The sequence below is a fragment of the Streptomyces sp. NPDC055140 genome (assembly GCF_053607285.1).
Genome location: NZ_JBSGTG010000015.1, coordinates 215,255 through 241,626, shown reverse-complemented (window position 1 = coordinate 241,626; position 26,372 = coordinate 215,255). Strand labels below are relative to the sequence as shown.

Below are 26,372 nucleotides of genomic sequence, written 5' to 3'. Positions count from 1 at the left end.
GCCTCCGGGACGGCCCGCGCGGGGCCTGGGTGGGACCTATGCGGGGCGGCGGGCCTCGTCCACGAGGAGTACGGGGATACCGTCGCGGATCGGGTAGGCGAGGCCGCAGTCCGATCCGGTGCAGAGCAGCTCGGCGTCGGCCTCCTTGAGGGGGGCGTGGCAGGCCGGGCAGGCGAGGATCTCCAGGAGGCCGGCTTCGAGCGGCATGAGGTGTCCCTTCAGCGATGTGAATGTGTGTGCGTGCGGCCTGGTCAGCGTACCGCCGGGGGCGGGGGCACGGCTGCTCGGACGGGGTCCCGTTTCGCGTGTGGCCGTGGTCAGGCTCTGATGATCGCCAGGACCTCGTCGCGGATCTTGGTCATCGTGGCTTCGTCCCTGGCCTCCGCGTTCAGCCGAAGGAGGGGTTCGGTGTTGGACGGGCGGACGTTGAACCACCAGTCCGCGGAGGTGATCGTCAGGCCGTCGAGCTCGTCGTGTGTGATGCCGTCCCGGCCGGCGTACTCGGTCTTGATCGCGGCGAGGCGGGCGTGCTGGTCGTCGACCGTGGAGTTGATCTCGCCGGAGCCGGCGTATCGGTCGTACTCGGCGACCAGGGCGGACAGGGCGCCGCTCTGGCCGCCGAGGGCGGCGAGGACGTGGAGCGCGGCGAGCATGCCTGTGTCCGCGTTCCAGAAGTCGCGGAAGTAGTAGTGCGCCGAGTGCTCGCCGCCGAAGATCGCTCCGGAGGTGGCCATCTCCTGCTTGATGAAGGAGTGGCCCACGCGCGTGCGTACCGGTGTGCCGCCCTGCTCCTTCACCACCTCGGGGACGGACCAGGAGGTGATCAGGTTGTGGATGATCGTGCCCGTGCCGCCGTTCCTCGCCAGTTCGCGGGAGGCGACGAGGGCGGTGACGGCGGACGGGGAGACGGGGTCGCCGTGCTCGTCGACGACGAAGCAGCGGTCCGCGTCGCCGTCGAAGGCGAGGCCGAGGTCGGCGCCCTCTTCGCGGACGCGCTTTTGGAGGTCCACGAGGTTCGCCGGGTCGAGCGGGTTGGCCTCGTGGTTGGGGAACGTGCCGTCGAGCTCGAAGTACATCGGGACGAGGTCGAGCGGCAGGCCCGCGAAGACGGTCGGGACGGTGTGTCCGCCCATGCCGTTGCCCGCGTCGACGACGACCTTCAGGGGGCGGATCTTCGTGAGGTCGACGAGGGAGCGCAGATAGGCCGCGTAGTCGTCGAGGGTGTCGCGCCGGGTGAGGGTGCCCGCCTTCACGGCGGGTTCGGGGGCGCCCGTCTCCAGCCACTTCTCGGCCAGTTCGCGGATCTCTGCCAGGCCCGTGTCCTGTCCGACGGGGGCGGCGCCGGCGCGGCACATCTTGATGCCGTTGTACTGGGCCGGGTTGTGCGAGGCCGTGAACATCGCGCCGGGCAGTCCGAGCGCGCCCGACGCGTAGTACAGCTGGTCGGTGGAGCACAGGCCGATCTCGGTCACGTCGGCGCCGAGGGCGGCGGCGCCGCGCGCGAAGGCCCGGGAGAGGCCGGGTGACGAGGGCCGCATGTCGTGTCCGACGACGATGGCCGCGGCGTCCGTGACGCGCACGAAGGCGGCGCCGAACAGCTCGGCGAGGTGCTCGTCCCACTGGTCCGGGACCACTCCGCGTACGTCGTACGCCTTGACGATCTGCGACAGATCAGCAGCCACGGTCACCCAACTCTCCTGAAGTCCGCTTCGGACAGCACAAACTACCCGTACGGACTGACAGTCAGCTGTCAGGGCAGCATCCAGCCGAGGACCGCGGAGCTCTGTGCCATCACGATCAGGCACATCACGAGCAGCAGTCCCGCGCTCCACGGCAGCACCTTGCGCAACAGGTCCCCCTCCTTGCCCGCGAGTCCGACGGCCGCGGCCGCGATGGTGAGGTTCTGCGGCGAGATCATCTTGCCGAGGACGCCGCCGGAGCTGTTCGCGGCGGCGAGCAGTTCGGGTGACAGGCCCGACTGCTGGGCGGCGGTGACCTGGAGTGCGCCGAACAGGGCGTTGGCGGAGGTGTCGGATCCGGAGACGGCGACGCCGAACCAGCCGAGTACGGGCGACAGGAACGCGAGGCCCGCACCGGCAGCGGCGACGAAGTGCCCGATGGTGGCGGCCTGCCCGGAGAGGTTCATGACGTAGGCGAGGGCCAGGACGCTGGTCACGGTGAGGATCGCGAAGCGCAGCTCGTACACGGTCGACAGCCACTCGCGTACGGCCACGCGCGCGTGGACGCCGATGACGGCGGCCGTGATCGCGCCGGCGAGGAGGACGAGGGTGCCGCCGGTGGAGACGAGCGGCAGGGTGAAGACGTTGCCGCCTACGGGCTTGCCCTCGGGGTTCGCGACGTTCAGGAAGGGCCAGTCGAAGATGCGTGTCGCCTTGGCGATCCAGTCCTTGACCGCGGGGATCTGCGCGATCGAGAAGATGACGACGATGAGCGCGTACGGGGCGTAGGCGCGCAGGACCTCGGGCCGCGGGTCGTCCTGGTCGAGCTCCTCGCTGCGTACGCCGGTCAGGACGGCGGCGCGTACGGGTTCGGCGGCGGGCCTGCGCGCGTGCGGCACGGCGACGAGGGCGCCCGCGCCGATGAGCGCGGCCCCGATGTCGGCGAGCTGTGCGGAGACGTAGTTCGAGGCGGCGAACTGGGCGGCGGCGAAGGCGACTCCGCAGGCGAGGGCGGGTATCCAGGTCTCGCGCAGGCCGCGCCGCCCGTCCACGAGCCAGACGAGGATGAGCGGCACCAGCAGGGCGAGCAGCGGTGTCTGACGGCCCACCACGGAGGCGACGGAGTCGAGCGGGAGCCCGGTGACCTGGGCGAGGGTGACGACGGGGGTGCCCATCGCGCCGAAGGCCACGGGCGCGGTGTTGGCGACGAGGGCGACGACGGCCGCCTTCACGGGGTCGAAGCCGAGGGCGACGAGCATCACGGAGCAGATCGCGACGGGCGCCCCGAATCCGGCGAGCGCCTCCAGCAGGGCGCCGAAGCAGAACGCGATGACGAGGGCCTGGATGCGCGGGTCGTCGGACAGCCGCCCGAAGGAGCGGCGCAGGATGTCGAAGTGCCGGGTGCGGACGGTCATCCGGTACACCCACAGGGCGTTGACGACGATCCACATGATGGGGAAGAGCCCGAACAGCACGCCCTGTGCGGCGCTCGACACGGTCTGGCCGACGGGCATCCCGTAGGCGAGGCAGGCGACGAGGGCGGCCACGGCGAGCCCGATGAGGCCCGCGAGGTGGGCCTTCATGCGGACGGCGCCGAGCAGGACGAGCACGGTGACAAGGGGCAGGGTCGCGACGAGTGCGGACAGGCCGAGCGATCCGGCCACCGGTTCAAGCTGTTGGACGAACACGGGCGCCTCCCGGGGCTCTGGGTGGCGAAATTGTTGTGTCCGCAACAAACTCAGGTCAATGAGTGGGACGAAGGAGATTCCGTAAAGGGGAAACCGAAGTCCGAATCCGGCCGCCGGCCCGGCTACCGGGTGGGGTCCGGCTCAGTTGTCCGGTGAGCGCAGCACCCGCAGATGGCCGCGGCGTGCGACCTCCATCGGGTCCGCCGTGCGGGGGCCCGAGCCGCCCGCCTCGGCCGCGCGCTCCCGCGGGCGAGCCGCCTCACGCACGGCGTTCGCCAGGGCCTCCAGATCGTCACCGCTGGGGCGCGAGGGGCCGGAGGTGTCGGCGAGCCGGACGACCTCCCACCCGCGCGGGGCGGTGAGGCGCTCGGAGTGCTCGGCGCACAGGTCGTAGCAGTGGGGTTCGGCGTAGGTGGCGAGGGGGCCGAGGACCGCGGTCGAGTCGGCGTAGACGTACGTCAGCGTCGCGACGGCGGGACGGCCGCAAGCGGTGCGCGAACAGCGACGTACAGGGCTCACAGCGTTGGACGGTACCGCACTCTTGAGCGGGCCGCGACGACTCCCCGGGAGGTCACCCCACCGTGTCGTGGTGCGCAGCGGCGCACACGGGGCTCCGGGAGCGCGGCGCTGACCTGCGCGGACCGGGGGTGGTGCGCCCCGCGTCCCTGGTGCGCACGGTCACCGGTCGGGGCAAATACCGACAGGAGCCGCGAGGTCACCGGTCCGGGAGGGGTGCGGAATCGCGCCCAAGTTTGGCTTGATCGGTCAGGAAGCGACATGCGGGTTCCGTGCGGGCCACCGCGGGCGGGTGCGTCCGCGGGAGGACTACGCTGCGTCAGTGATGGAGAACCCCGTACCGCCCCCCGCCGCAGAGCCGAAGCCTCCCCGCCGCCGCGACCGGCACGGCAGGGGCATGCGAGGGCCCGTCGCCCCTCCTCAGGTGCCGCTCTCCGCGAGCCGGGCCGCGGGGTTCGCGGATCTGGTGCAGGACTCCGTGGAGCGGCTCGAGCGGCGCTTCCCGCAGCTCGCCGACATCGATTTCCTCATCCTCGATGTGCCCTCGGTCGGCGCGGCCGACGAGGGCTGGAGCGACGAGTCGGTGCCCCTGGGCTCCACGATCGCGGCGCGCGAGGGGCACCCCGCGCGCGTGGTCGTCTACCGCCGCCCGGTCGAGATCCGCACCAAGGGCCGCGACGAGCGCGCGGCCCTGGTGCACGAGGTCGTGGTCGAGCAGGTCGCAGAACTCCTCGGCCTGTCCCCGGAGACGGTGGATCCGCGCTACGGCGACGAGGAGTGACCCGGCGGACCGGGCCACGTCGAGATCACTTCTGCAGTACCGACAGGTCCTGGTCCGCGTGCGGCACCGAGACCGTCCCCCGGTCGTCCGGGAGCGTCTGGACCGTGAACATGGGGACGCCGGGGACGTCCGCGTCGGGCACGTCCAGCATCCGCGAGCCGTAGACCTCCCCGCCCGACACCTGCTCCACCGTCAGCGCGTACGACCCCTTGAGCCCGGCCGGGACCGGCGGCTGCACGGACATCGTCGTGCCGCCCTTCACGGTGTACGTCTTCGTGACCGGGGTCCCGCCCTCGGTGCCCGCCGACGCCGTCACCTTGACCGTGCCCGCCGCGCCCGGGGCCGTCAGCGACAGCGTCGAGCCCTTCGCCCGATTGTCGGCGACGGTCGCCCGCGCGCCGAGCGGCCGGGTCGCCGGGATGAACGCCGACTCCTGATCGTCGCCCTTGCCGCGCACGACGCGCAGGGCTGCCACGACCGGGGCCGAGTCGCCCGTGGGCGTCAGGACGAGGGAGCCGGCCTCGCCGCGCGTCACGTCACCGAGGTCGACGGCGGCCGTCATCCCCGACTTCACGTGCAGGCTCTCGTGCCCGGCCGGGGTGATGCGGCCGGTCGGGGAGGCCAGCTGGACCTTCAGGTCCGCGTCGTTGTCGCCGGGCGTGAAGGCGACCAGGCGCACGCTCGTGGCGTCCTTCGGGATGCCGGGCAGGACGACCGTGCCCGCGGGGTCCGCGGACGCCGGGAGCCAGTCGCCGCCGAGCTTGTCGTCCGCGGCGAGGACGGCGGCGGCGACCCGGCCGCTGCGGGCCGTCACATGGAGCGTGACGTTCGTCTGCGGCTTGTCGGTGAGGGTGGACAGCAGGACCGGCACGCTGGAGTGCGGCTGGACCTGGATGCCCTCGCCCACATCGGACTTGATGGCGCCGTGCGCCCCGTACAGCTGGACGTCGACGACCGCCGCCGAGTCGTCCGGGTTCGTGAGGTGGATGTAGTCGCTGCGCTCCTTGGCGGTGGAGGCGCCCGGGAACCAGAAGTCCGTGTCCGGCGCCGAGCAGTTCACCCCGAGGAGGCCGCGGCCGGTGCCGGCGGCCACCTCCGTCGTCTGCTGCACGGTCCAGCCGGGCGCGAGATTCCCGTCGGCGCTCCCCACGAGTGCGGGCGACTCGGCGCCCGACGACTCACCCGCGACGGGCTTGCCCGGCTTCAGCGGGGACAGCACCGGCTTGTCGGCCTTGCCCTTGCCCTTGCCGCTCCCGGTGCCGTCCGTCAGCTCGCGCGTGGCCGGCGACAGGGCGGCCTTACCCGAACTGCCCGACCCCTTCGAGGCGGGTGTGTACGAGGTGTACGCGGTCTCGGCGAGGTCCGACGTGCTCGGCGCGGGGCACAGCAGGCTGGAGCGCTCCACCGGCAGCCGCGCGGCCGCCTTCGCGGAGTCGCCGTCGCCGCCGGGCGCGGTGGCCGCCGCGAAACCGGTGACAGCGGCGAGGGCCGCGGCCGCTGCGATCAGGGACAGGGTGGTGCGGTTCACTGCTGGCTCCCGTCGGGGCGCTCACTGTCGGTGCCGTGCGGCGGCTGCGCGGGCGGCTGCGGCTGCTCGTACGGGGCGTCGTAGGCCTGCTGCCCGTACTGCTGCTGGCCGTCGTACGTGCCCCCGTAGGCGTACGGGTCGTACTGGCCGGCCTGGTAGGGGTCTGCCTGATAGGGATCCGCCTGCTGGGTCGGGTCGTACGTGCCCTGGTAGGCGCCGCCCTGGTACTGCTGCTGATCACCCGCGGTGTACTGGCCGTACTCGGCGGCCGCGTACGTGGGGGTGTCCCACTCGCCGTACGACTGCTGCTGCGGCACACCGGCCGCGGCGAGCTCCTCCTCCGAAGGCGGCGGCGGTACCGCGCCGTCCGTGTCCTCGGCCGCGGCCTGTTCGGCCTCCGCCTGGGCGCGCAGGCGGCGGGCCCTGCGGCCCTCGCCCTCGACAGCCTGCGCGGGCACGACGGGCTCCTCGGGGAGGTCGTCGTCCACGTCCCTGCGCCGGCCCGGCAGCGCGAGCACCACGAGGACGAGAGCGAGCACGCCCTGCGCCCACAGCCAGGCCGCGTGCGAGATCGGCGCGTCGAACGTGACGTCCAGGCGGCCGCCCGTGGCGGGCAGTTCGAAGCCCTGTGCCCAGCCGTCGACGGTCGTCTTCGTCAGGGGCGCGCCGTCCAGCGTCGCCGTCCAGCCCTCGTCGGCCGTGTCGGCGATGCGCAGGACACGGCCGGCCTTGCCGTCGGGGATCTTCGTGTGGAGTTCGACGGGGCCCGCGGCGACGGGCTGCGGCTCGTCGGACCCGGACACGATCGCGGCGCGGGAGACCTGCCGGTCCACGCGCCACAGGGCGGTGCCGTCCTGCTGGCTGAGCCGGGACAGGCCGGGCGTGGAGTCGAGCACGCGGCTCATCTGCCGGGGCGCGCCCGCGCGTACGAGGACGTAGCGCACGGCGAAGCCGCCGAGCTGGTCGGCCTGGTCGGCGCCGGAGCCGGCGACGAGGTTGGCGACGACCTTGTCGAGCTTCTTGTTGCTGCCGCCCGCCTCGGTCAGTTCGGCGTCACCGAGGCGCGCGCCGGCGCCGCGCACCAGGGTGTACGACACCCTGGCGGCCGAGTCGCTGTCCATGACGAGGGTGCGGGCCTGGTCCTGGGTGTCACTCTCCTCGGCGACGAACGCGGGCACCTGGGTGGGGTCGCGGCGCTCCAGGGGGCCGTCGGCCCCGCGGATCATCCAGCCCGCCGCGGCGAGGAGCGGTCCGGCCACCGCGGCGAACGCGATGAGGGCCGCCACCGGCTGCCGCCAGCCGAAGCTCTGCTCGGCCACGCGCGAGCGTGCCCCGTCGGCGCCGAGCACGGCGGCGGCGAGGAGGGCGATGCCGTAGACGAGGGTCGCGGGCCCGGCCCAGGCCGAGCTGTTCGACAGGGCCGCGAAGACCAGGGCCACCAGGGCGATCGCCCAGGCGGTGAGGACGGCGGGGCGGCGCTCGGTGCGCAGGAGCGCGGCGAGCCCGGCGAGGACGATGCCGATGAGCAGCAGGCCGCCGAGGGTGCCGGAGCCGCCGGGCGAGGCGCCTAGCAGGCCGAGCGCGGACGCCGACCCCTTCCCGTAGGGGAGGCCCGCCTCCTTGAAGAAGCCGAACGGAAGCAGCGTCAGCGACCAGGGGGCGAGGATCAGGAGCGGGGTGCCGAGCGACGCCAGGAAGCGGAGCCCGTACGCGGCGATGTCGCCCCGGCGGACCGCGAGGAGCGCGATGCCGAGGACGAGCGCGATCGGCCACACGATGGGCGTGAAGGCCGTCGTGACGGTCAGCAGGAGGGCGTACGCCCAGGTGGCGCGCCAGCTGCCGCGCGCCCCCGCGCTGTTCATCAAGCCGCTGGCGGACAACCCCGCGCGCGCGATGAGCGGCAGCAGGATCGCAAGGGCCGCGGTGCCGATCCGGCCGCCGGCGAGCGCGCCGGTGGCCGCGGGCAGGAACGCGTACGCGACCGAGGCCCACGCGCGCAGCAGGCGCGAGGTGACCAGGGGCCGCGAGGCGAAGTAGGCGGTGAAGCCGGCGAGCGGCACCGAGCAGACGAGCAGCACGGTGACGGCGAGTCCGGTCGAGCCGAACAGGAGCGTGGAGAACGCGGCGACGAACGCCAGGTACGGCGGCGCGGACTGGGTGCCGCCCGTGCCGGCCGCGTGCCAGCCGTCGAGATAGCGCGACCACAGGGCGGACGCGTCACCCGGAGCGGGCAGCAGCGCGCCGCCCGCGAGCGCCCCACCGCCGAGCAGCGCGCGGCAGGCGATGAGCGACACGAACAGCAGCACCACGAAGAGCATCGGTCCCGGCTTGCGGGCGATGCGCTTGAGACGGGCGAACTGCTCGATCTCCAGGAAGTCCGCGTCGTCCCCGCCGGGGCCGGACTCGACGGCGCTGCCATGCCGTCCCGCGGCGTTGATCTCGGGGTCGGACGCGCCGAAGACGCTGCCCGCGACCTGCTCGACGGTGAGCCGGACCGTGGCGCCCGGCGGCGGGAAGAGCGGCCGCAGCTCCTTGGCGTCGACCACTCCCTTGCCACGCCTGCGGCGGGCCGCGAGGATCCGCTCGGGCCGCAGCAGGGTGCCGAGGAGTCCGGTGATCTCGTCGAGCGCCTGGCCGGGAACCTTGCCGACGAGGTACGCGAGCGTACGCGCGAGCGTGCCGATGACGAGGCGCAGGAGCACCCAGGGCAGCACGGCCGTAGGGGCGTTGACGAGCAGGGTGTAGACGGCGCCGGCCTTGTCGACCTTGTGCGGGGACGTCGCCGTGCGGCCCACGCAGTCGACGGTGCGGCGCTCGCGCGAGGAGGCCTCCGCGTGCCGGACGACGGCGTCGGGGGCGATGACGACGCGGTGCCCGGCGGCCTGGGCGCGCCAGCACAGGTCGACGTCGTCGCGCATCAGGGGCAGTCTGCGGTCGAACCCGCCGAGCTGTTCGAAGACATCGCGCCGGATCAGCATGCCGGCGGTGGACACGGACAGGACGGGCCGCACGTGGTCGTGCTGCCCCTGGTCCTGCTCGCGGCGGTCGAGGCCGGTCCAGCGGCGCCCCGAGTTGGCGATGGAGACGCCGACCTCGAGAAGCTGCCTGCGGTCGTACCAGCCGAGCAGCTTGGGTCCGACGACGGCGACCTCGTTGCCGATCTCGCGCTCGTTCTCGACGACGCGCAGGAGTTCGGCGAGCGCGTCGGGCTCAGGCGCGCAGTCGTCGTGCAGGAGCCACAGCCACTGCTCGGGCTCGCCGTGCGGCAGTTCCGGCATGTCGTAGGCGTCGTCGCGCCAGCTCCGGCTGACGGGGTCCCAGCCACTGGGGCGCTTGAGGTACGGCAGCTCCTCCGGTGTCAGCGCTCCCGCGGTGCGCGCCGCTTCGTCGACGGCCTGGCCGAAGCCGGTGCGGCGGGCCAGGTGGAGAACGCGCTCGTCGCCGATCGCGTCGGCGATCAGCGTGGCGGAGGCGTCCGCGCTGCCGGTGTCGGCGGCTACGGCGTTCTGTACGGGGCGCTCCTGGCCGAGCAGTCCTGACAGGACGTCGGGCAGCCAGCGTGCTCCGTCGTGGGAGACGAGCACGGCGGTGACGACATGTCTGGGGAACTCGGGTGGCCTGGTCGGGTCTGGCCCTGCGGCGTGCCCCGGGTTGAACGCGGCTGCGGCAGTGTCGAATTGGCCTGCCGAATGGCTGTGCACGGACATCGAGGTACGGGCCCCGGTTCGTTGGACTGCGGTGGACGCCTGTGCCCTGCGGGGCGCTGGGTCGTCTCGGACGGGGCCCCACACTAACGGCTGACAACAACGGCGGCCCGCCCCCTGTGGACAACCCAGGGCGACGGGCCGATCGCTACGCGGAAAAGAGTCTTCGGACGGCGTCCTTGTTTCGGTCCTCGGTGCGGCCCCAGCTCTGGTCCCAGCTGCGGGCCTCGGTGCGGGACTTCGTGCGGTCTTGCGGCGTTCTGCAGTCTTTGTCGCCTCAGACCGCGGCCTTCTTCAGGCGGCGCCGCTCCCGCTCGGAGAGGCCGCCCCAGATGCCGAACCGCTCGTCGTTGGCGAGTGCGTACTCGAGGCACTCGGACCTGACCTCGCAGGCGAGGCAGACCTTCTTGGCCTCCCGGGTGGAGCCGCCCTTCTCCGGGAAGAAGGACTCGGGGTCGGTCTGGGCGCACAGCGCGCGCTCCTGCCAGCCGAGTTCCTCTTCCGCGTCCTCGACCAGCAGTTGCTGAAACGACTCGGTCATAGTGCGCCCCTCGTCCGTCTGTGCGTCCCCGTGATGCTGCCGTTACCGATTCCGGCTGAACGACACGAGTGAAATTACAAGTGTGCCGATCCGGGCCAGTCAAGCCGAGATCTGCTATTGGGTCCCTTATTCACTCTGCGGAACCAAGGGTATGCGGAAAGTGTTCAAATCGGCCTAAACCTTGACACTTGCCAGAGGCCCATCCCGGCCGTCACTCCCCCAAGAGCTCCGGCAGACCTCACGCGGGCCTCTGCAAGAGAGACGCCTCGGGCGTTGATCTCGTTCCGGGAGCGGCGCCGGAGCGTTCCTGATCACATTCGGATCACGGGAGCGCGACGGCGTTTGTACGCCCGGTTGATGCGCCATGTGTCCGAGCCAGGAGGTGCACAAACCATTCGCCTGGCAGAGCAACCGGATGAGGTGAAACATATCCCACAATCCGGACACCTAGTTGACAGGGGAGGAATGAACCGGTGTCCTGGTGGGCATGCTCGCGAACTTGGCGCTTTCCGTGACCCGACCCGGGTCCCTCGGTGCTGCCCACGCGCGCTGTTGCTGTTGCTGTCCCAGCTGTTGAGCCCACCGCGCTCCGGCTGAATCCCCTCGCTCCACTCCCCCGGCAGTTCATCTGTACCGGGCGCCGTCCAGCGACACCCACCAGCACACCGCACTCCGCCGAGGAACCCCCATACCCATGAACAGCGACAGCGACCTCCAGATCGCCGGCGACATCCTCGAAGTACCCCACCTGCTCCAGCCCGCCCGCGAGCACCCGGCCACCGTCGCCGAGTTCGCCGGCCTGGCCCGCACCATCGCCACCGACCGCGGCCGGTGGGAACACCTCGTCGAGTACGACGCCTCCAGCCGCTGGTACCACCGCCTGCAGACGGGCCCCGGCTACGAGGTCTGGCTCCTGTCCTGGGTGCCCGGACAGGGCAGCGGACTGCACGACCACGGCCGCTCCTCCGGGATACTGACCGTCCTCCAGGGCGAGTTGACGGAGCGTTCGGAGCGTGACTCCCGCACCCTCGCGCCCGGCGCACAGCGCGTCTTCGCCCCCGGCTACGTCCACGAGGTCGTCAACGACGCGCTGGAACCCGCCGTCAGCCTCCACGTGTACTACCCCGGCCTCACCGAGATGCCCATGCACGCCCCCCGCTGCGTCAGCGACGCCACGCAGGATGCCGTGACCGCCTGACGAACTGTCGTACCCGCCTGCGATGCTGGGCACATGCGCATTGTGGTTCTGGCAGGCGGCATCGGTGGTGCCCGGTTCCTTCGCGGTCTCAAGCAGGCGGCACCGGACGACGCGGTCATCACGGTCATCGGCAACACCGGGGACGACATCCACCTCTTCGGGCTGAAGGTCTGTCCCGACCTCGACACGGTGATGTACACGCTCGGCGGCGGCATCAACGAGGAGCAGGGCTGGGGACGTACGGACGAGACGTATCTGGTCAAGGAGGAGCTCGCCGCGTACGGGGTGGGGCCCGAGTGGTTCGGTCTCGGCGACCGGGACTTCGCGACCCACATCGTCCGTACGCAGATGCTGGGCGCCGGCTATCCGCTCAGCGCGGTCACCGAGGCGCTGTGCGAGCGCTGGAAGCCCGGCGTGCGGCTCATCCCGATGTCCGACGACCGCGTCGAGACCCATGTGGCGGTGACCCTCGACGGGGAGCGCCGGGCCGTGCACTTCCAGGAGTACTGGGTGAAGCTGCGGGCCTCCGTGGACGCGCACGCGGTGGTGCCCGTCGGCGCCGAGCAGGCCAAGCCCGCGCCGGGTGTCCTGGAGGCCATCGCCGAAGCGGACGTCATCCTCTTCCCGCCGTCCAACCCCGTCGTCAGCGTCGGGACCATCCTCGCCGTGCCCGGCATCCGCGAGGCCATCGCCGAAGCCGGTGTGCCCGTCGTCGGGCTTTCGCCCATCGTCGGGGACGCGCCCGTGCGCGGCATGGCCGACAAGGTCCTCGCCGCCGTGGGCGTCGACTCGACGGCGGCCGCGGTCGCCGAGCACTACGGGTCGGGGCTGCTCGACGGGTGGCTCGTCGACACGGTGGACGCGGGCACGGTGGAGCGCGTCAAGGCGGCGGGCATCCGCTGCCGAGCGGTGCCGCTGATGATGTCCGACCTGGACGCGACGACGCAGATGGCGCGTGAGGCGCTCACGCTCGCGGAGGAGGTCCGCGCGTGAGTGACGCTCCCTCCTTCCGCGCCTGGGCGCTCCCCGGCATCCCCGAGGTCCGGGAGGGCGACGACCTCGCCAAGCTGATCGCCACCGCCGAGCCCGGCCTCGTCGACGGCGACGTACTGCTCGTCACCTCGAAGATCGTCAGCAAGGCCGAGGGCCGGATCGTCGAGGCGACCGACCGCGAGGCGGCCATAGACGCCGAGACCGTACGGGTCGTCGCGCGCCGCGGCACCCTGCGCATCGTCGAGAACAAGCTGGGTCTGGTCATGGCCGCGGCCGGTGTGGACGCGTCGAACACGCCCGCGGGCACCGTGCTGCTGCTCCCGGAGGACCCCGACGCGTCGGCCGCGGCGATCCGGGACGGGCTGCGGGACGCGCTCGGCGTGGACGTCGGGGTCGTCGTCACGGACACCTTCGGCCGCCCCTGGCGCAACGGCCTGACCGACGTCGCCATCGGCGCCGCGGGCGTGCACGTCCTCGACGACCTGCGCGGCGGCACGGACGCGTACGGCAATCCGCTCAGCGCCACCGTCGTCGCCACGGCGGACGAGCTGGCCGCCGCCGGGGACCTGGTGAAGGGCAAGGCCGCCGGGCTGCCCGTCGCCGTCGTGCGCGGGCTCGGGCACGTGGTGGGCGAGGGCACCGGCGCGCGCGAGCTGGTGCGCGTCGCGCGTGACGACATGTTCCGGCTCGGCACGTCCGAGGCCGTGCGGGAGGCCGTGACCCAGCGGCGTACGGTGCGGGCGTTCACGGACGAGCCGGTCGACCCGGGAGCCGTACGGCGCGCGGTCGCCGCGGCCGTGACCGCGCCCGCCCCGCACCACACGACGCCGTGGCGGTTCGTGCTCCTGGAGTCGCAGGACTCGCGGGTCCGGCTGCTCGACGCGATGCGGGACGCGTGGGTCGAGGACCTGCGGCGCGACGGCAAGAGCGAGGAGTCCGTCGCCAAGCGCGTGCGCCGCGGTGACGTGCTGCGCCAGGCGCCGTATCTGGTCGTGCCGTGCATGGTGATGGACGGGTCGCACACGTACGGGCACGCGCGGCGGGACGCCGCCGAGCGGGAGATGTTCGTGGTCGCGGCCGGTGCGGGCGTGCAGAACTTCCTGGTCGCGCTCGCCGGTGAGCGGCTCGGCTCCGCGTGGGTGTCGTCGACGATGTTCTGCCGCGATGTCGTACGCGAGGTGCTCGGGCTTCCGCAGGAGTGGGACCCGATGGGTGCCGTGGCCGTGGGACACGCGGCCGCCGCCCCTGCCGAGCGCCCGGCGCGTGACGCCGGTGACTTCGTGGTCGTGCGTTAGGAGAGCGGCTACCAGTCGGCGATGTTCGTGCGGCGCATCTTCGGCTGTCTGCGCGGGGGTGTGCGGCCGCTGAGGAGGATGAGGCGGGCCGCGCGGTGGCGCTGGCCCTGCTCCTCGTACGGGGCGAGGAGCCGCAGCATCTCCGCGTCGTCGGCGTCGCGGTTGCCGGCGAGGGCGTAGCCGACGATGCCGGGCAGATGGACGTCGCCGGTCGTCACGGCGTCGGCGGCGCCGTTGCTGCGCTGGACCGTCTCGGCGGAGGTCCAGGGACCGATGCCAGGGATCAGTTCGAGGCGGGCGCGGGCGTCGGCCGGGGTCATCGCCGCGGCCTCCTCCATACGCCGGGCCACCTTGACGGCCCGCAGGATGGTCGAGGCCCGCTTGTTGTCGACGCCCGCGCGGTGCCACTCCCAGGACGGGATGAGCGACCAGGCGCGCGGCTCCGGCATGACGTGGAGGCCGAGCCCGGCGGTGGGGCCGGGCGCCGGGGTGCCGTACGTACGGAGCAGCATGCGCCAGGCGCGGTACGCCTCATCCGTCGTGATCTTCTGTTCCAGGATCGACGGGATCAGCGATTCCATGACCAGACCCGTACGCAGCAGGCGCAGTCCCGGCCGGTAGTGGTGGGCGTGGGCGAGGAGCCTGTGGCGCGGCTCGAACGCCTCGGGCTCGTCCGACTCACCGAGAAGTTCCGGGAGTTGGGCAAGGAGCCAGGTCGCGCCCGGGCCCCACGCCTCCGCCTCGGCGACTCCGCCGCGCAGAGCCACGCGCAGGGTGCCGGGGCCTTCGGGGGTGCGGGTGGCCCGCCAGACCGAGCCGTCCGGTGTGACGCGGAAGGCGGGGTCGGCAGGCCCCCGGCGCAGCGGGCCCAGGGTCAGGCCCAGGTCGAACGGGCCCTTGGGGGTCCAGCGACGGGTGTGCGCCTCGGTCGCCGGGCGCGGCACGACGGCTCGGGGCACACCGGCCCTGGGCACACCGGTCTCGCCGCCACGCACCGTGGTGCGCGTGGGGCGGGGGGCATATCGGCCGGCCAAGGGATCCTCGTCGGGTGGTGGGGTGCTCCTTGCAGCGTAGGGGGTCGGGCTCGCCGGCCCCTACTGGTCCGAGGAGCCGGCCCTGCCGGTCCGAGGAGCCGGCCCTGCCGGTCCGAGGAGCCGGCCCTGCCGGTCCGAGGAGCCGGCCCTGCCGGTCCGAGGAGCCGGCCCCTACTGGTCCGAGGAGAAGCGCACCGCCGCCGCCGGGATCCGGGCGTCGCACCACACCCGTACGCCCGACTGGAGTTCGTTGTCCGCGCCGACCGTCGCGCCGTCGCCGATCACCGCGCCCGTCAGGACCGTGCGGGCGCCCACGTGGGCGCCGCGGCCGATCAGGGAGTCGGTGACGACCGCGCCCGCCTCGACCGTCGCGCCCGCGAGGATCGCGCTGCCCGAGATGCGGGCGCCCTCGCCGACCGTCGCGTTCTCGCAGACGACCGTGCCGCCCGTGAGCTTCACGCCGGGGGCGACGGAGGCGGTGGGCAGCGTGAGGCTGTCGCCCCGCCGGCCGGGAACCGCCGGGGACGGCGCGCGGCCGAGGACGAGGTCCGCGGAGCCGCGCACGAAGGCCTGAGGGGTGCCCAGGTCCAGCCAGTACGTGGAGTCGACCATGCCCTGAAGGTGGGCGCCTGACGCCAGCAGGTCCGGGAACGTCTCGCGTTCCACGGAGACGGGGCGGCCCGTCGGGATCGTGTCGATGACCGAGCGGCGGAACACGTAGGCGCCCGCGTTGATCTGGTCGGTGACGATCTCCTCGGGCGTCTGGGGCTTCTCCAGGAAGGCCTGGACCCGGCCTGTCGCGTCCGTGGGGACCAGGCCGAACGCCCGCGGGTCCTCGACCCTGGACAGGTGCAGGGAGACGTCCGCGCCGGTGGTCTCGTGCTCGTGCACCAGGGCGCGGATGTCGAGGCCGGTGAGGATGTCGCCGTTGAAGATGAGGACCGGGTCGTCGGGCCCCGAGTGGAGCCGGGACGCGACGTTGCGGATCGCGCCGCCGGTGCCGAGGGGCTCCTCCTCGGTGACGTACTCCAGATGCAGTCCGAGGCGTGAGCCGTCACCGAAGTACGGCTCGAAGACCTCGGCGAGATACGAGGTGGCGAGCACGATGTGCTCGACGCCCGCAGCTCTCGCCCGGGCCAGCTGGTGGGTGAGGAACGGGACGCCCGCCGCCGGGACCATCGGCTTGGGTGTGTTCACGGTGAGCGGTCGCAGTCGGGTGCCCTTGCCGCCGACCAGGAGGATCGCTTCTGTCACCTGTCGTCTCTGCTTCCTGCTGGGGCCGGTCGAACTGCCTTTCGGCCGGCCAGTGTATGCAGACTGTGCGGTGCGGCCGGGCGTCAGCGGCCCTGGAGGCTGGCCGATGTGGACCGGGCGGTGCCGAGTTTGTCGTAGAGGAGGCGCCCCGGGCACTCGGTCGCGAAGCCGTCCCGGTGCCCCGAGATCGCGTTCAGTCGTACGCTCTTTCCCTTGCGGTACAGATTGCCACCGGCTGACGTGAGATATGTCTTACCGCTCGGATTCACCCCGTAGAGGCCAAGCTTCCAGGCCGTCAGGCGGGCGAGGCCCTTCACCGCGGCGGCCGGCGGCTTCGAGGTGCCGAAGGTGCCGAGCACCGCGACTCCCATGCTGTTCGTGTTGAACCCGCGGGTGTGGGCGCCCATGACCGGCTTCGCCACGCCACCGGCACGGCCCTCGTAGATGTTGCCGCACTTGTCGACGAGGAAGTTGTAGCCGATGTCGCGCCACCCCATGCTCTTCACGTGGTAGCGGTAGATACCGCGGATGACTGAAGGGGCTTGCGAGCAGGTGTAGTTGTTGCCCGTGGCGCTGTGGTGAACGAAGGCCGCCTTGACCTTCGAGGTGTAGCCGAAGTTGCGCTCGCGCAAGGTCTCGTCGGCGCCCCAGCCCTTGCGCGTGACGATGCGCGGGCGCGGGCCGATGTAGGGGCGGGCCTTCGCGTCGGCCTCGCCGCCGCGGGCCGCGATCAGTTCGCTCTCGGTCTGCTTCTTGCCGAGGGCGGGGATGGCGTCCGCGCCGAGCGGGGCCAGGTCCGCGTTGACGGCGGAGGCAGCCGCCGACTCTGCGGTCATCGCTCCGGTGCGGGAGCCCTCGGCGGGGGCACCGGCGGGCGGGGGCTCGGCGCCGGGGTCGACCAGTTCGAGGTGCAGGCCCTTGGGCAGAGGGACCTGAGCGGCGGATCCGGCGGGCGCGGCGTCCCGGTGCGCCGGGGCGGCCTGGGGGCGCACGCGCACCTCGACGCCGTCGGAGGCGCCGACCCACAGCGGGGCCGTGGAGCCGCGCAGCCGGCCCGAGTCGCCCTCGGCCGTGCCGGGGTCGGGGGCGTGGTCATCGTTGTGGGTCTCGACGTCCTGCCAGCCGGACCAGCGGGCGGTGCCCGTGGCGCGCGTACGCACCTGGACGCGGCCCTCCAGCGCGGCCGCCGGGTCGTCCCAGACGACGCCGACGAGCGAGAAGGGGCGCACATCACGCGGGGTCAGACCCTGTTCGCCCGGGGCACGCAGGCCGCGGTCGCGGGGCAGGAAGGACAGGGGCAGCGACTGGGTGCTGCCGGGGACGGCTTCGGCGGCCAGGGCTCTGGCGGCCCAACGGACCGTGGCTGCCCCGGCTCCGGGAGACAGGGCGAGCGGAAGGGACAGGGCGGCCGCACACGCGACGCCGATCGAGGAAGCTATGAATCCACGCATGCCAACGATCGTGGACATAGCCGTACATATCTGTCCATCGGGAAGTGTCATTGGTGGGCAGGGGAATTGACGGCTCATCGGGCCGACACGACGGTGAGGTTCCCCCGTCCGGCCTCACGGCGCCGCACGCCCCGCGTACCCTTGCGCCCGTGAACGCCACCGACCGCACCCCCGCCGACCTGCTGCGATCCGCGCTCGCCGCCGATCCAGGACGCCCACTGGTGACCTTCTACGACGACGCCACGGGCGAACGCGTCGAACTGTCCGTGGCCACCTTCGCCAACTGGGTGGCCAAGACCGCCAATCTCCTCCAGGGCGACCTCGCCGCACAGCCCGGTGACCGGCTCGCGCTGCTGCTGCCCGCGCACTGGCAGAGCGCCGTGTGGCTGCTCGCGTGCGCGTCGGTCGGAGTCGTCGCCGACGTCGACGGCGACCCGGCCGCCGCCGACCTCGTCGTCAGCGGCCCCGACTCGCTGGAGCGGGCGCGCGCCTGCTCCGGCGAACGGGTGGCGCTCGCCCTGCGTCCGCTCGGCGGACGCTTCCCGCAGCCTCCGGAGGGCTTCGCCGACTATGCGGTCGAGGTGCCGGGGCAGGGCGACCGGTTCGCCCCGTTCGCGCCCGTGGACCCGGAGGAGCCCGCGCTCGTCGTCGCGGGGGCCGAGCTCACCGGCGCCGAGGTCGTCGAGAAGGCGCGGGCCGACGCCACGGACCTCGGCCTGACAGGGCCCGGCTCGCGCCTGCTGTCCGGACTCCCGTACGACACCTGGCGCGGCCTGAGCGCGGGCCTGTACGCGCCGCTCGCCACCGGCGGTTCCGTCGTCCTGTGCCGCCACCTCGACGGCCTGGACCAGGAGTCCCTGGCCAAGCGGGTGGAGAACGAGCGGGTCTCGACGACCGCACTCTGAGACACCCGGGCCGGCGTCACCCGTTCGGCCCTGTCCACCCCTGGGCCACCGGGCCACGGGCGCCGTGCCGGGCGATGGTCGAAGGGGCGCACCTGCGCACCGTCGTCGTCATGAGGGGTGGACTCACGTGACCGAATCCGCAGGCACGCCCCCTGAACCGCGGCACCCCGGCGACGACGACGCGGTGGGGCCGGTCACGCACGGGCCGGGCGCGGGGGCGTCCCCCACGGGGGCGGGCACGGCCCGGCGGCGCCGGCGCTGGCTGCGGTACACGGCGATCGGCGTCGGCGTCGTGGTGCTCGCCGCGGGCGGCACCGGCTGGGCGGTCTACGAGAAGCTCCAGGGGAACATCACCGAGGACACCGACGCGGCCGCCGAACTCGCCCGCTACGAGAAGGAGCGGCCCACCTCGCTCGTGCACGGCGCGCAGAACATCCTGCTGATCGGCTCCGACTCGCGAGCCGGCGCCGGCAACCGCAAGTACGGCCGCGACTCGGGCACCCAGCGCTCGGACACGACGATCCTGCTGCACATATCCGCCGACCACAAAAGGGCCATCGCGGTCTCGCTGCCCCGCGATCTGATGGTGGACATACCGAGCTGCCGCACACCCAAGGGCAACCGCGCCGACCCCATGTTCGCGATGTTCAACTACGCCTTCGAGGAAGGCGGTTCGGCCTGCACGATCCGTACGGTCGAGAAGCTCACCGGCATCCGCGTCGACCACCACATGGTCGTCGACTTCAGCGGGTTCAAGGACATGGTCGACGCCGCGGACGGCGTCGAGGTCTGCCTGAAGGAACCCATGAACGACCCCGCGGCGCACCTGAAGCTGCCCGCGGGCAAGCAGACCCTCAACGGCGAGCAGGCGCTCGGCTTCGTGCGGGCCCGCAAGAGCCTCGGCAACGGCAGCGACACCGCCCGGATGGACCGCCAGCAGCAGTTCCTCGGCGCCCTGGTGAACAAGGTGCAGAGCAACCAGGTGCTGCTCAACCCGACGAAGCTGTACCCCGTGCTCGACGCGGCCACCTCGTCCCTGACCACGGACCCCGGACTCGCCAGTCTGCGCGGCCTCTACAACCTCGTACGCGGCATGCGGGACATTCCGACCGAACGCGTCCAATTCCTTACGGTGCCGCGGCGCAGTTACATCTACAACGCCAACCGCGACCAGCTCGTCCAGCCCGCGGCCGAAAAGCTCTTCACGCAATTGCGCACCGACGCCCCCGTCGTGGTCGCCAAAAGGACGCCGAAGGAGAGTGCCGCCCAGAGCTCCTCCGACGGCTCCGGCGAGGACAGCTCGGACACGGACGACATGGCGTACGAGCACGACGGATATGACGACGGGAAGCCCGGCACCCCCTCCGTTTCGTCCGGTTCCTCCCCCAGTCCGGCACCCACATTCCGCGGCAACACGGCCGCCCAGGATGCCTGCGGGTAAAGCGATACCCAAGGGGTTCGCGTCACGTCCAAAGAAATAGGACGGATTGCCCAGTTGTAGGGGAGTGGAATTTGTCACGGCCGTCGCGTGGCGCTGAACTGGGCGGATAGTGTGAGCGATCCGGTGCACCCGGCCAACGATGGTCGCGCACTGATTACCGACTGACCGAGCGCCTTCTTGAGGGGGACAAGGCGCCGCGTGGCCCCAACGGAGGATGCAGACAACCGTGGACGCGCAAGGCCGTGGGCGGGCGGACGACATCGACCCCGCAGACCAGTGGGTACTCAACCCGAGCACCGGCGATTACGAACTGCGACTGAACCCTTCCTCTGGGCAGTCGGCCGTACCCGGACCTCGCAGGTCTCCCCAACGCCCCACCGGGCAACGGGGACAGACCGGGCAGAACCGGCAGAACGGCAGGACTCGCGAGGAACAGGACAGCCGCGAGGTACCCGGCCAGCGCAGGCGGCGGGCCCCGCAGCCGGAGCCGGCCAGCAGGCGCCGGTCCAAGGGCAAGAAGAAGTCCAAGGGCAAGAAGGCGCTCCTGTGGACGGGCGGCGTCATGGCCTTCGTCCTGGTCGCCGGCGCGGGCGGTGCGTATCTGTACCTGCGCCACCTCGACGGCAACATCGACAAGCAGGACGTCGTCGGTGCGAAGAACGGCTTCAGCAAGGACGAGGCGTTCAACATCCTGCTGATCGGCACGGACAAGCGCACCGGCAAGGGCAACGCGGGCTACGGCGACAAGAACAGCGTCGGCCACGCGGACACCAACATCCTGCTGCACGTGGCCAAGGACCGTTCGAACGCGACCGCGTTGAGCATCCCGCGCGACCTCATCACGGACATTCCGGCCTGCAAGGTGAGGGAGGGCGGGGTGCTGAAGACGATCAACGGAACGCCTGACACCCGCTTCAACACCAGCCTCGGCCAGAGCGGCCGCGACGCGGGCTGCACGATGGCAACGGTCAAGGAGATCACGGGAGTCCAGCCCGACCACTTCATGATGGCCGACTTCAACGCCGTCAAGACGCTGACGACGGCGGTCGGCGGTGTGGACATCTGCCTCGCCAAGGACGTCGACGACCCCGACTCACATCTGAAGCTGTCCAAGGGCAAGCACAACGTGAAGGGCGAGCAGGCCCTCGCGTTCGTGCGCACCCGGCACAGCTTCGGCAACCAGGGCGACCTGGACCGCATCCAGCAGCAGCAGCAGTTCCTCGGATCGCTGATGCGCAAGATGAGCTCCAGCGACACGCTCACCAGCCCGAGCAAGCTGAAGAACCTGGCCGAGGCTGCGACCAAGGCACTCACGGTGGACACCGGCATAGGAAGCCTCAGCGAGCTCAAGGACGTGGCCCTGGAGCTGAAGAAGGTGCCGCCGAAGAACATCACCTTCACCACGCTGCCCGTGGTCGACAACCCCGCCGAGAAGGTCCACGCGACAGTCGTCGTCAACCCGGCCAAGGCGGACCCGCTGTTCGCGATGATCCGGGACGACGTGTCCCTGACCGAGGTGGCGAAGGACAAGAAGGCGGCCAAGTCGAAGCAGGACGCGCTGCTCAAGGGCTCCCGCGCCGACGCCTCCGAGGTCCGGGTCGACATCTACAACGGCAGCGAGACCGTCGGCGCCGCGCAGCAGACGCTGACCTGGCTGCAGAACACCGAGGGTGTCCTCAAGTCGAGCCAGCTGGGCAACGCGCCGAAGAAGCTGTCGAAGACGACGCTCGAGTACGCGCCGGACCAGGCCGACCAGGCACGCCGGCTCGCCGACATCATGGGGCTGCCCGCAACCGCCATGAAGCCCGGCAAGAGCGAGAAGAACGACCAGGGCCTGCCGGCGATGATCCTGACGCTCGGCGCCGACTTCAAGGGGGCCGGGACACCCATCGCCGCCCCGTCGAAGGCGCCGGAGGACATCCAGAAATCGACGGCGGACAAGACTGTGTGCGCCAAGTGACCAACCTCGGCCGCCTCTTGACTGTCTAACAGACAGTCAAGAGGCGGCCGAGGTGTAGGCGGGGCGGGGAGGGTGGGGCATGAGACAGAGCAGTGTGCGTGACAGTCGGCATGCGGCCGGGGGGCCGGACGGCGGACAGGGTCGGGTACCGGGACAGGGACAGGGTGACGGCGGCAGGTCGCGCGGACACCGCCGCGGGCGCGCGCGCCCGCGGCGCCGCAAACACCGGATACTGCGCTGGTTCTCGATCGCCCTCGCCGTACTGATAGTCGGCACCGCGGGAGCGGGCTACCTCTGGTACGAGCATCTCAACAGCAACATCAAGACGGACAAGCTCAACATCGGTGAGCACCAGGCGGCGAAGCCGACACCGAACGCGGCGGGCCAGACCCCGCTGAACATCCTGCTGATCGGCTCGGACGCGCGGGACTCCAAGGCCAACCAGAAGCTCGGCGGCGCCAAGGAGACCTTCGGCGGCGTGCCGCTCGCGGATGTGCAGATGCTGGTCCACCTCTCCGCGGACCGCAGCAACATGTCGGTGGTGAGCATGCCGCGCGACACCCTGCTCAAGCTGCCGAAGTGCACCGACCCGAAGACGGGCACGGAGTATCCGGCCACGGTGGGGCGGCAGATGACGAACACGTCGCTCGGCCGCGGCGGCCCCGGCTGCACGGTGGCCACCTGGGAACTGCTGACCGGCATCCACATCGACCACTTCATGATGGTCGACTTCGCGGGCGTGGTCTCCATGGCGGACGCCATCGGCGGCGTACCGGTGTGCGTGGACGCCAACATCCACTCCAAGGACAGCCTGGGCCACGGCTCGGGACTGAAGCTGGCGAAGGGCACGCACCCGGTCAAGGGCAAGCAGGCCCTGCAGTGGCTGCGGACGCGCTACGGCTTCGAGGACGGCAGCGACATCGCGCGCACCAAGGCGCAGCACATGTACATGAACTCGATGGTGCGCCAGATGCGGGAGAACGCGACCATCACCAACCCCGGCAAGCTGCGCAGCCTCGCCGAGGAGGCCACGAAGGCGCTCCGCGTCGACGAGGGCCTCGACACGGTCAAGAAGCTCTACGACCTCAGCAACGAGCTGAAGAAGCCGGCGCCGAAACGCATCACGATGACGACGATGCCGTTCGTGTACGTGGGCGCGCGCGTGGCCCCGAAGCCGGGCGACGCGGAGAAGCTGTTCCGGCTCGTGCGCGAGGACGTGGCCCTGGACGGCAAGGACAAGAAGAAGGTGCCGCCCAAGGAGTCGGACGATCCGGCGGCGCCCGACGGCGAGATCGCGGTGCAGGTGCAGAACGGCACGCGGACGGCGGAGCTGCCCGCGGCGTCGGGCCGGGCGAGCACGGTGTCGCAGATCCTGACCGCGAAGGGCTTCACGAAGGCGTCCGCCGACCAGTCGCAGTCACTGAGCGAGGAGAAGACGGTCATCCGCTTCCCCAGTGTCGATCTGGAGGGCGATGCCCAGCGGGTCGCCAAGTCCCTCGGCATTCCGCTGAGTTCGGTGAAGAAGTCGACCGATGTCTCCGGGGTGACGCTCGTCGTGGGCGACGACTGGCGGGAGGGGAACACCTACCCGAAGTCCTCGAAGGACGACGACACCACCCCGGACACGGCGCTGGCGCTGAACGGTTCGGACACGAAGGCCTGCATGAAGGTGAACAAGAACTTCACCTGGTGACGCATGTTCCGGGGCCGACGGACTCGGCCCCGGAACGACCGGCCCCTCGGAGACCGGCCCCTCGGAGACCGGGGAAGAAGCTCACGCCTCGCTGAGTACGGCGGGGCGCCTCGACGCGATGACCCTCTTCGCGAGGGAGCGCGGGCTGGTCAGGAAGCCCCAGCCCCACGACATGTGCATCGTGGCCAGAGCGACCGGGATCTGCAGGCGCGCCTTCAGCGGCAGCCCCCTGCCGGCCGGCACCGAACCGGCCGCGATGGCAGCCAGGTAGCCGCCGGGGATCACGAAGCCCCACGGCGTCACGAGCGCGCCCACGACGACACCCGCGGCGATCGCGCACACGGCGACCGGCGGCGCGAGGTAGCGCAGGTTGATCGAGCCGGCGTGGTAGCGGGCGACGACGTGCCGCCAGCGGCCGTAGTCCTTGTACTGCTTGGCGAGCGCCTTCACGCTGGGCCGCGGCCGGTACGAGACCTTCAGTTCGGGCGAGAACCAGATCAGGCCGCCGGCCTCGCGGAGGCGGAAGTTCAGCTCCCAGTCCTGGGCGCGGATGAACTCGACGTTGTAGCCGCCCTGCTGCTCAAGAGCCTCGCGCCGGAAGACACCCAGGAACACGGTCTCGGCCTGCTGGGCCTCGCCGCCCGTGTGGAAGGCCGCGTTGCCGACGCCGATCTTCGACGTCATGGCGGCGGCGACCGCGTCCTCCCAGTCGTTCTCGCCCTCGGCGTGCATGATGCCGCCGACGTTCTGGGCGCCGGTCTCCTCCAGGAGGCGGACGGCCGTCGCGATGTAGTTCGGCGAGAGCATGCCGTGTCCGTCGACGCGCACCACGATGGGGTGGCGGGACGCCTCGATCGCGGCGTTCAGCGCCGCGGGCGTACGGCCCGTGGGGTTCGGCACGGTGTGGACCCGGGGGTCCTCGCGGACGAGCTCCGCGGCGATCTCGTCCGTGCGGTCCGAGGACGGGCCGAGCGCGACCACGACCTCCATCTCGCCGCCGTACTCCTGCGCCAGGATCGCCTCGACGGCTCCGCGCAGGTGCCGCTCCTCGTTGAGGACGGGCATGATCACCGATACGGGCGGAAGCTGCTTGTCGGAATTCGCGTTCATCAGGCGTCACGTTACCGCTAATGGGGGACACCGGCGCGCGCCGCCGTGGTCACTACCGCGGGCAGGAGATCGTATCGGCCTACGGTGCTCGCGATCCCACGCCCACCTTCTCGGAGGTGTCCCCAGGTGCCCAGTCCGCCGACGCGCTCCCCCGCACGCCCGCCGCGTCCCCCACGGCAGGAGCGCGGCCGTCCCCCCGTGCCCGTCCCCGTACGGAGGAAGAAGCCTCGGTGGGCCATGCGGGTGGCGACGACGGTCTCGGTCACGGTCCTCGCGGCCGCCGGGATCGGGCACGCGGTCGTCACCGGGCTCGACACCGAGATCAACCGCGTCGACCCATTCAAGGACATGAAGAACCGGCCCTCCGGCGGTCACGGGACGAACGTGCTGCTCGTCGGCACCGACGGCCGCGACAAGATCACCCCGGCGGAGAAGAAGAAGTACCGGCTGGGCGGCGCGCCCTGTCACTGCACGGACACGATCATGATCGTGCACCTCTCCGCCGACCGGGACCGCGCGAGCATCGTCAGCCTGCCCCGGGACTCGTACGCCGAGATCCCCTCGCACACCGACCAGACGACGGGCGAGCAGCACCAGCAGCACCCGCTGAAGATCAACGCGGCGTATGCGGAGGGCGGGCCCCATCTGACCGTGCGCACCGTCGAGCACATGACCGGGGTGAAGATCGACCACTATCTCGAGGTCGACTTCACCAGCTTCATGAAGACGGTGGACGTGCTCGGCGGCGTGGAGATCTGCACGGCCAAGCCGCTCAAGGACTCGTACACCGGGCTCGACATGGCCGTCGGCACGCACACGCTCGACGGCGGCCAGGCCCTTCAGTACGTGCGCGCCCGGCACACCGACGGGGCGGGCGACCTGGGCCGGATGCAGCGCCAGCAGCGCTTCCTCGCCGCGCTCATCGCGAAGACCACGTCGTCCGGGGTGCTCCTGAACCCGGTCAAGTTCCGTGACGTGGCTCGCACCCTGCTCAGCTCCGTGCGCGCGGACCGGGGGTTCGGCATGGATCAGATGGTCGAGCTCGGGCAGGCGATGCGGGGGTTCTCACCGTCGTCGTCGGAGTTCACGACCGTGCCGATCGGCAACGTCAGCTTCCCGGTCCAGGGCATCGGCTCGACGGTGAAGTGGGACCCGGCGAAGTCCGGGAAGCTGTTCAAGGCGCTGCGCGAGGACAAGCCGCTCGCTGTGCACCACCAGAAGAAGACGGGGACGGTCGTCGGCGTCGCACCGCAGCAGATCCGCGTCCAGGTGGAGAACGGCACGATGACACCGGGTCTCGGCAAGGCGGTGGACGCGGGGCTGCGGGGGACGGGGTTCCGCACGAGCGGTACGCCGATGAACGCGGCGCAGCGCACCGCTCAGCACACGGTGGTTCTCTACGACCCGCGCTGGGACCGGTCGGCCAAGGCGCTGGCGACGGCGCTGCCCGGCGCGCAGCTCCAGGCCGTGAACGGACAGGGTGCGGTCCTGAAGGTGGTGGCGGGCCCCGACTTCAAGGAGGTCCGCGCGGTGCGGGCCGAGGACGACCGCCACGGCGAGTTCGGGGCGGTCACCGGGGACCAGGTCGTGTGCGCCTGACA

At 71.6% G+C, this 26,372-nt stretch carries 20 protein-coding genes; 9 read left to right on the top strand and 11 right to left on the bottom strand.

Features of this window, described 5'->3' with window-relative positions; translation table 11 throughout:
• Positions 1 to 36: 36 nt before the first annotated feature.
• The 4 genes from ACWFR4_RS27270 to ACWFR4_RS27255 all read right to left on the bottom strand — a co-directional run bounded on the left by ACWFR4_RS27270 (position 37) and on the right by ACWFR4_RS27255 (position 3,886).
• Positions 37 to 207: a Trm112 family protein gene (locus ACWFR4_RS27270; protein ID WP_100597970.1), complete on the bottom strand. Its 171-nt coding sequence runs from the start codon at positions 205 to 207 to the stop codon at positions 37 to 39.
• A 110-nt stretch (positions 208 to 317) separates the two neighbouring features.
• Positions 318 to 1,682 carry a phosphomannomutase/phosphoglucomutase gene (locus ACWFR4_RS27265; protein WP_453462967.1) on the bottom strand — a complete coding sequence of 455 codons (1,365 nt, stop codon included), beginning with the start codon at positions 1,680 to 1,682 and terminating at the stop codon, positions 318 to 320.
• A 68-nt stretch (positions 1,683 to 1,750) separates the two neighbouring features.
• Positions 1,751 to 3,367 (bottom strand): L-lactate permease, encoded by a 1,617-nt coding sequence (locus ACWFR4_RS27260; RefSeq protein ID WP_453655002.1) that lies wholly within the window; start codon positions 3,365 to 3,367, stop codon positions 1,751 to 1,753.
• 141 nt (positions 3,368 to 3,508) lie between these two features.
• Positions 3,509 to 3,886, bottom strand: coding sequence for a DUF3499 domain-containing protein (locus ACWFR4_RS27255; protein WP_453462934.1), 378 nt, complete (start codon positions 3,884 to 3,886; stop codon positions 3,509 to 3,511).
• A gap of 322 nt (positions 3,887 to 4,208) precedes the next feature.
• Between ACWFR4_RS27255 and ACWFR4_RS27250 the strand changes: the two genes are divergently transcribed.
• A complete protein-coding gene (locus ACWFR4_RS27250) occupies positions 4,209 to 4,664 on the top strand; it encodes a metallopeptidase family protein (protein ID WP_453462970.1) in 456 nt (151 codons plus the stop codon).
• Positions 4,665 to 4,689: 25 nt separating this feature from the next.
• On the opposite strand, the gene ACWFR4_RS27245 is transcribed toward ACWFR4_RS27250, so the two are convergent.
• The 3 genes from ACWFR4_RS27245 to ACWFR4_RS27235 all read right to left on the bottom strand — a co-directional run bounded on the left by ACWFR4_RS27245 (position 4,690) and on the right by ACWFR4_RS27235 (position 10,437).
• Complete coding sequence (locus ACWFR4_RS27245; RefSeq protein WP_453655000.1) at positions 4,690 to 6,192, bottom strand: DUF5719 family protein; 1,503 nt, start codon at positions 6,190 to 6,192, stop codon at positions 4,690 to 4,692.
• Entirely contained in the window at positions 6,189 to 9,899 is a 3,711-nt protein-coding gene (locus tag ACWFR4_RS27240) for a glycosyltransferase (RefSeq protein WP_453654998.1), read from the bottom strand. The genes ACWFR4_RS27245 and ACWFR4_RS27240 overlap by 4 nt, the downstream gene beginning before the upstream one ends.
• 274 nt (positions 9,900 to 10,173) lie before the next feature.
• A complete protein-coding gene (locus ACWFR4_RS27235; protein WP_093617031.1) occupies positions 10,174 to 10,437 on the bottom strand; it encodes a WhiB family transcriptional regulator in 264 nt (87 codons plus the stop codon).
• Between the two features lie 694 nt (positions 10,438 to 11,131).
• Between ACWFR4_RS27235 and ACWFR4_RS27230 the strand changes: the two genes are divergently transcribed.
• From ACWFR4_RS27230 to ACWFR4_RS27220, 3 genes are read left to right on the top strand one after another with little or no spacing between them, the layout of a single operon-like run.
• Complete coding sequence (locus tag ACWFR4_RS27230; RefSeq protein WP_453654996.1) at positions 11,132 to 11,635, top strand: cysteine dioxygenase; 504 nt, start codon at positions 11,132 to 11,134, stop codon at positions 11,633 to 11,635.
• Positions 11,636 to 11,668: 33 nt separating this feature from the next.
• A complete protein-coding gene (gene cofD / locus ACWFR4_RS27225; protein WP_453654994.1) occupies positions 11,669 to 12,628 on the top strand; it encodes a 2-phospho-L-lactate transferase in 960 nt (319 codons plus the stop codon).
• Positions 12,625 to 13,923: a coenzyme F420-0:L-glutamate ligase gene (locus ACWFR4_RS27220; protein WP_453462948.1), complete on the top strand. Its 1,299-nt coding sequence runs from the start codon at positions 12,625 to 12,627 to the stop codon at positions 13,921 to 13,923. The genes cofD and ACWFR4_RS27220 overlap by 4 nt, the downstream gene beginning before the upstream one ends.
• Before the next feature lie 8 nt (positions 13,924 to 13,931).
• On the opposite strand, the gene ACWFR4_RS27215 is transcribed toward ACWFR4_RS27220, so the two are convergent.
• The 3 genes from ACWFR4_RS27215 to ACWFR4_RS27205 all read right to left on the bottom strand — a co-directional run bounded on the left by ACWFR4_RS27215 (position 13,932) and on the right by ACWFR4_RS27205 (position 17,662).
• Complete coding sequence (locus ACWFR4_RS27215) at positions 13,932 to 14,957, bottom strand: DNA-3-methyladenine glycosylase family protein (RefSeq protein ID WP_453462951.1); 1,026 nt, start codon at positions 14,955 to 14,957, stop codon at positions 13,932 to 13,934.
• A gap of 171 nt (positions 14,958 to 15,128) precedes the next feature.
• Entirely contained in the window at positions 15,129 to 16,211 is a 1,083-nt protein-coding gene (locus ACWFR4_RS27210) for a sugar phosphate nucleotidyltransferase (RefSeq protein ID WP_453462954.1), read from the bottom strand.
• A gap of 83 nt (positions 16,212 to 16,294) precedes the next feature.
• Positions 16,295 to 17,662, bottom strand: a complete 1,368-nt coding sequence (locus tag ACWFR4_RS27205) for a peptidoglycan recognition protein family protein (RefSeq protein WP_453654992.1) — start codon at positions 17,660 to 17,662, stop codon at positions 16,295 to 16,297.
• A 149-nt stretch (positions 17,663 to 17,811) separates the two neighbouring features.
• On the opposite strand from ACWFR4_RS27205, the gene ACWFR4_RS27200 reads away from it, so the two are divergent.
• The 4 genes from ACWFR4_RS27200 (at position 17,812) to ACWFR4_RS27185 (ending at position 23,661) form a co-directional block, all read left to right on the top strand.
• Positions 17,812 to 18,567: a TIGR03089 family protein gene (locus tag ACWFR4_RS27200; protein WP_405480680.1), complete on the top strand. Its 756-nt coding sequence runs from the start codon at positions 17,812 to 17,814 to the stop codon at positions 18,565 to 18,567.
• Between the two features lie 127 nt (positions 18,568 to 18,694).
• Positions 18,695 to 20,008, top strand: a complete 1,314-nt coding sequence (locus ACWFR4_RS27195) for an LCP family protein (RefSeq protein WP_453654990.1) — start codon at positions 18,695 to 18,697, stop codon at positions 20,006 to 20,008.
• 226 nt (positions 20,009 to 20,234) lie between these two features.
• Positions 20,235 to 21,968 carry an LCP family protein gene (locus ACWFR4_RS27190; RefSeq protein ID WP_453462962.1) on the top strand — a complete coding sequence of 578 codons (1,734 nt, stop codon included), beginning with the start codon at positions 20,235 to 20,237 and terminating at the stop codon, positions 21,966 to 21,968.
• Positions 21,969 to 22,047: 79 nt separating this feature from the next.
• Positions 22,048 to 23,661 (top strand): LCP family protein, encoded by a 1,614-nt coding sequence (locus ACWFR4_RS27185; protein ID WP_453654988.1) that lies wholly within the window; start codon positions 22,048 to 22,050, stop codon positions 23,659 to 23,661.
• Between the two features lie 81 nt (positions 23,662 to 23,742).
• Here ACWFR4_RS27185 and ACWFR4_RS27180 read toward each other — a convergent pair whose 3' ends face one another.
• Positions 23,743 to 24,771, bottom strand: a complete 1,029-nt coding sequence (locus ACWFR4_RS27180; protein WP_453465394.1) for a glycosyltransferase family 2 protein — start codon at positions 24,769 to 24,771, stop codon at positions 23,743 to 23,745.
• Positions 24,772 to 24,897: 126 nt separating this feature from the next.
• Here ACWFR4_RS27180 and ACWFR4_RS27175 point away from each other — a divergent pair, with 126 nt between their 5' ends.
• Entirely contained in the window at positions 24,898 to 26,370 is a 1,473-nt protein-coding gene (locus ACWFR4_RS27175) for an LCP family protein (RefSeq protein WP_453465392.1), read from the top strand.
• The last annotated feature ends 2 nt before the right edge of the window (positions 26,371 to 26,372 follow it).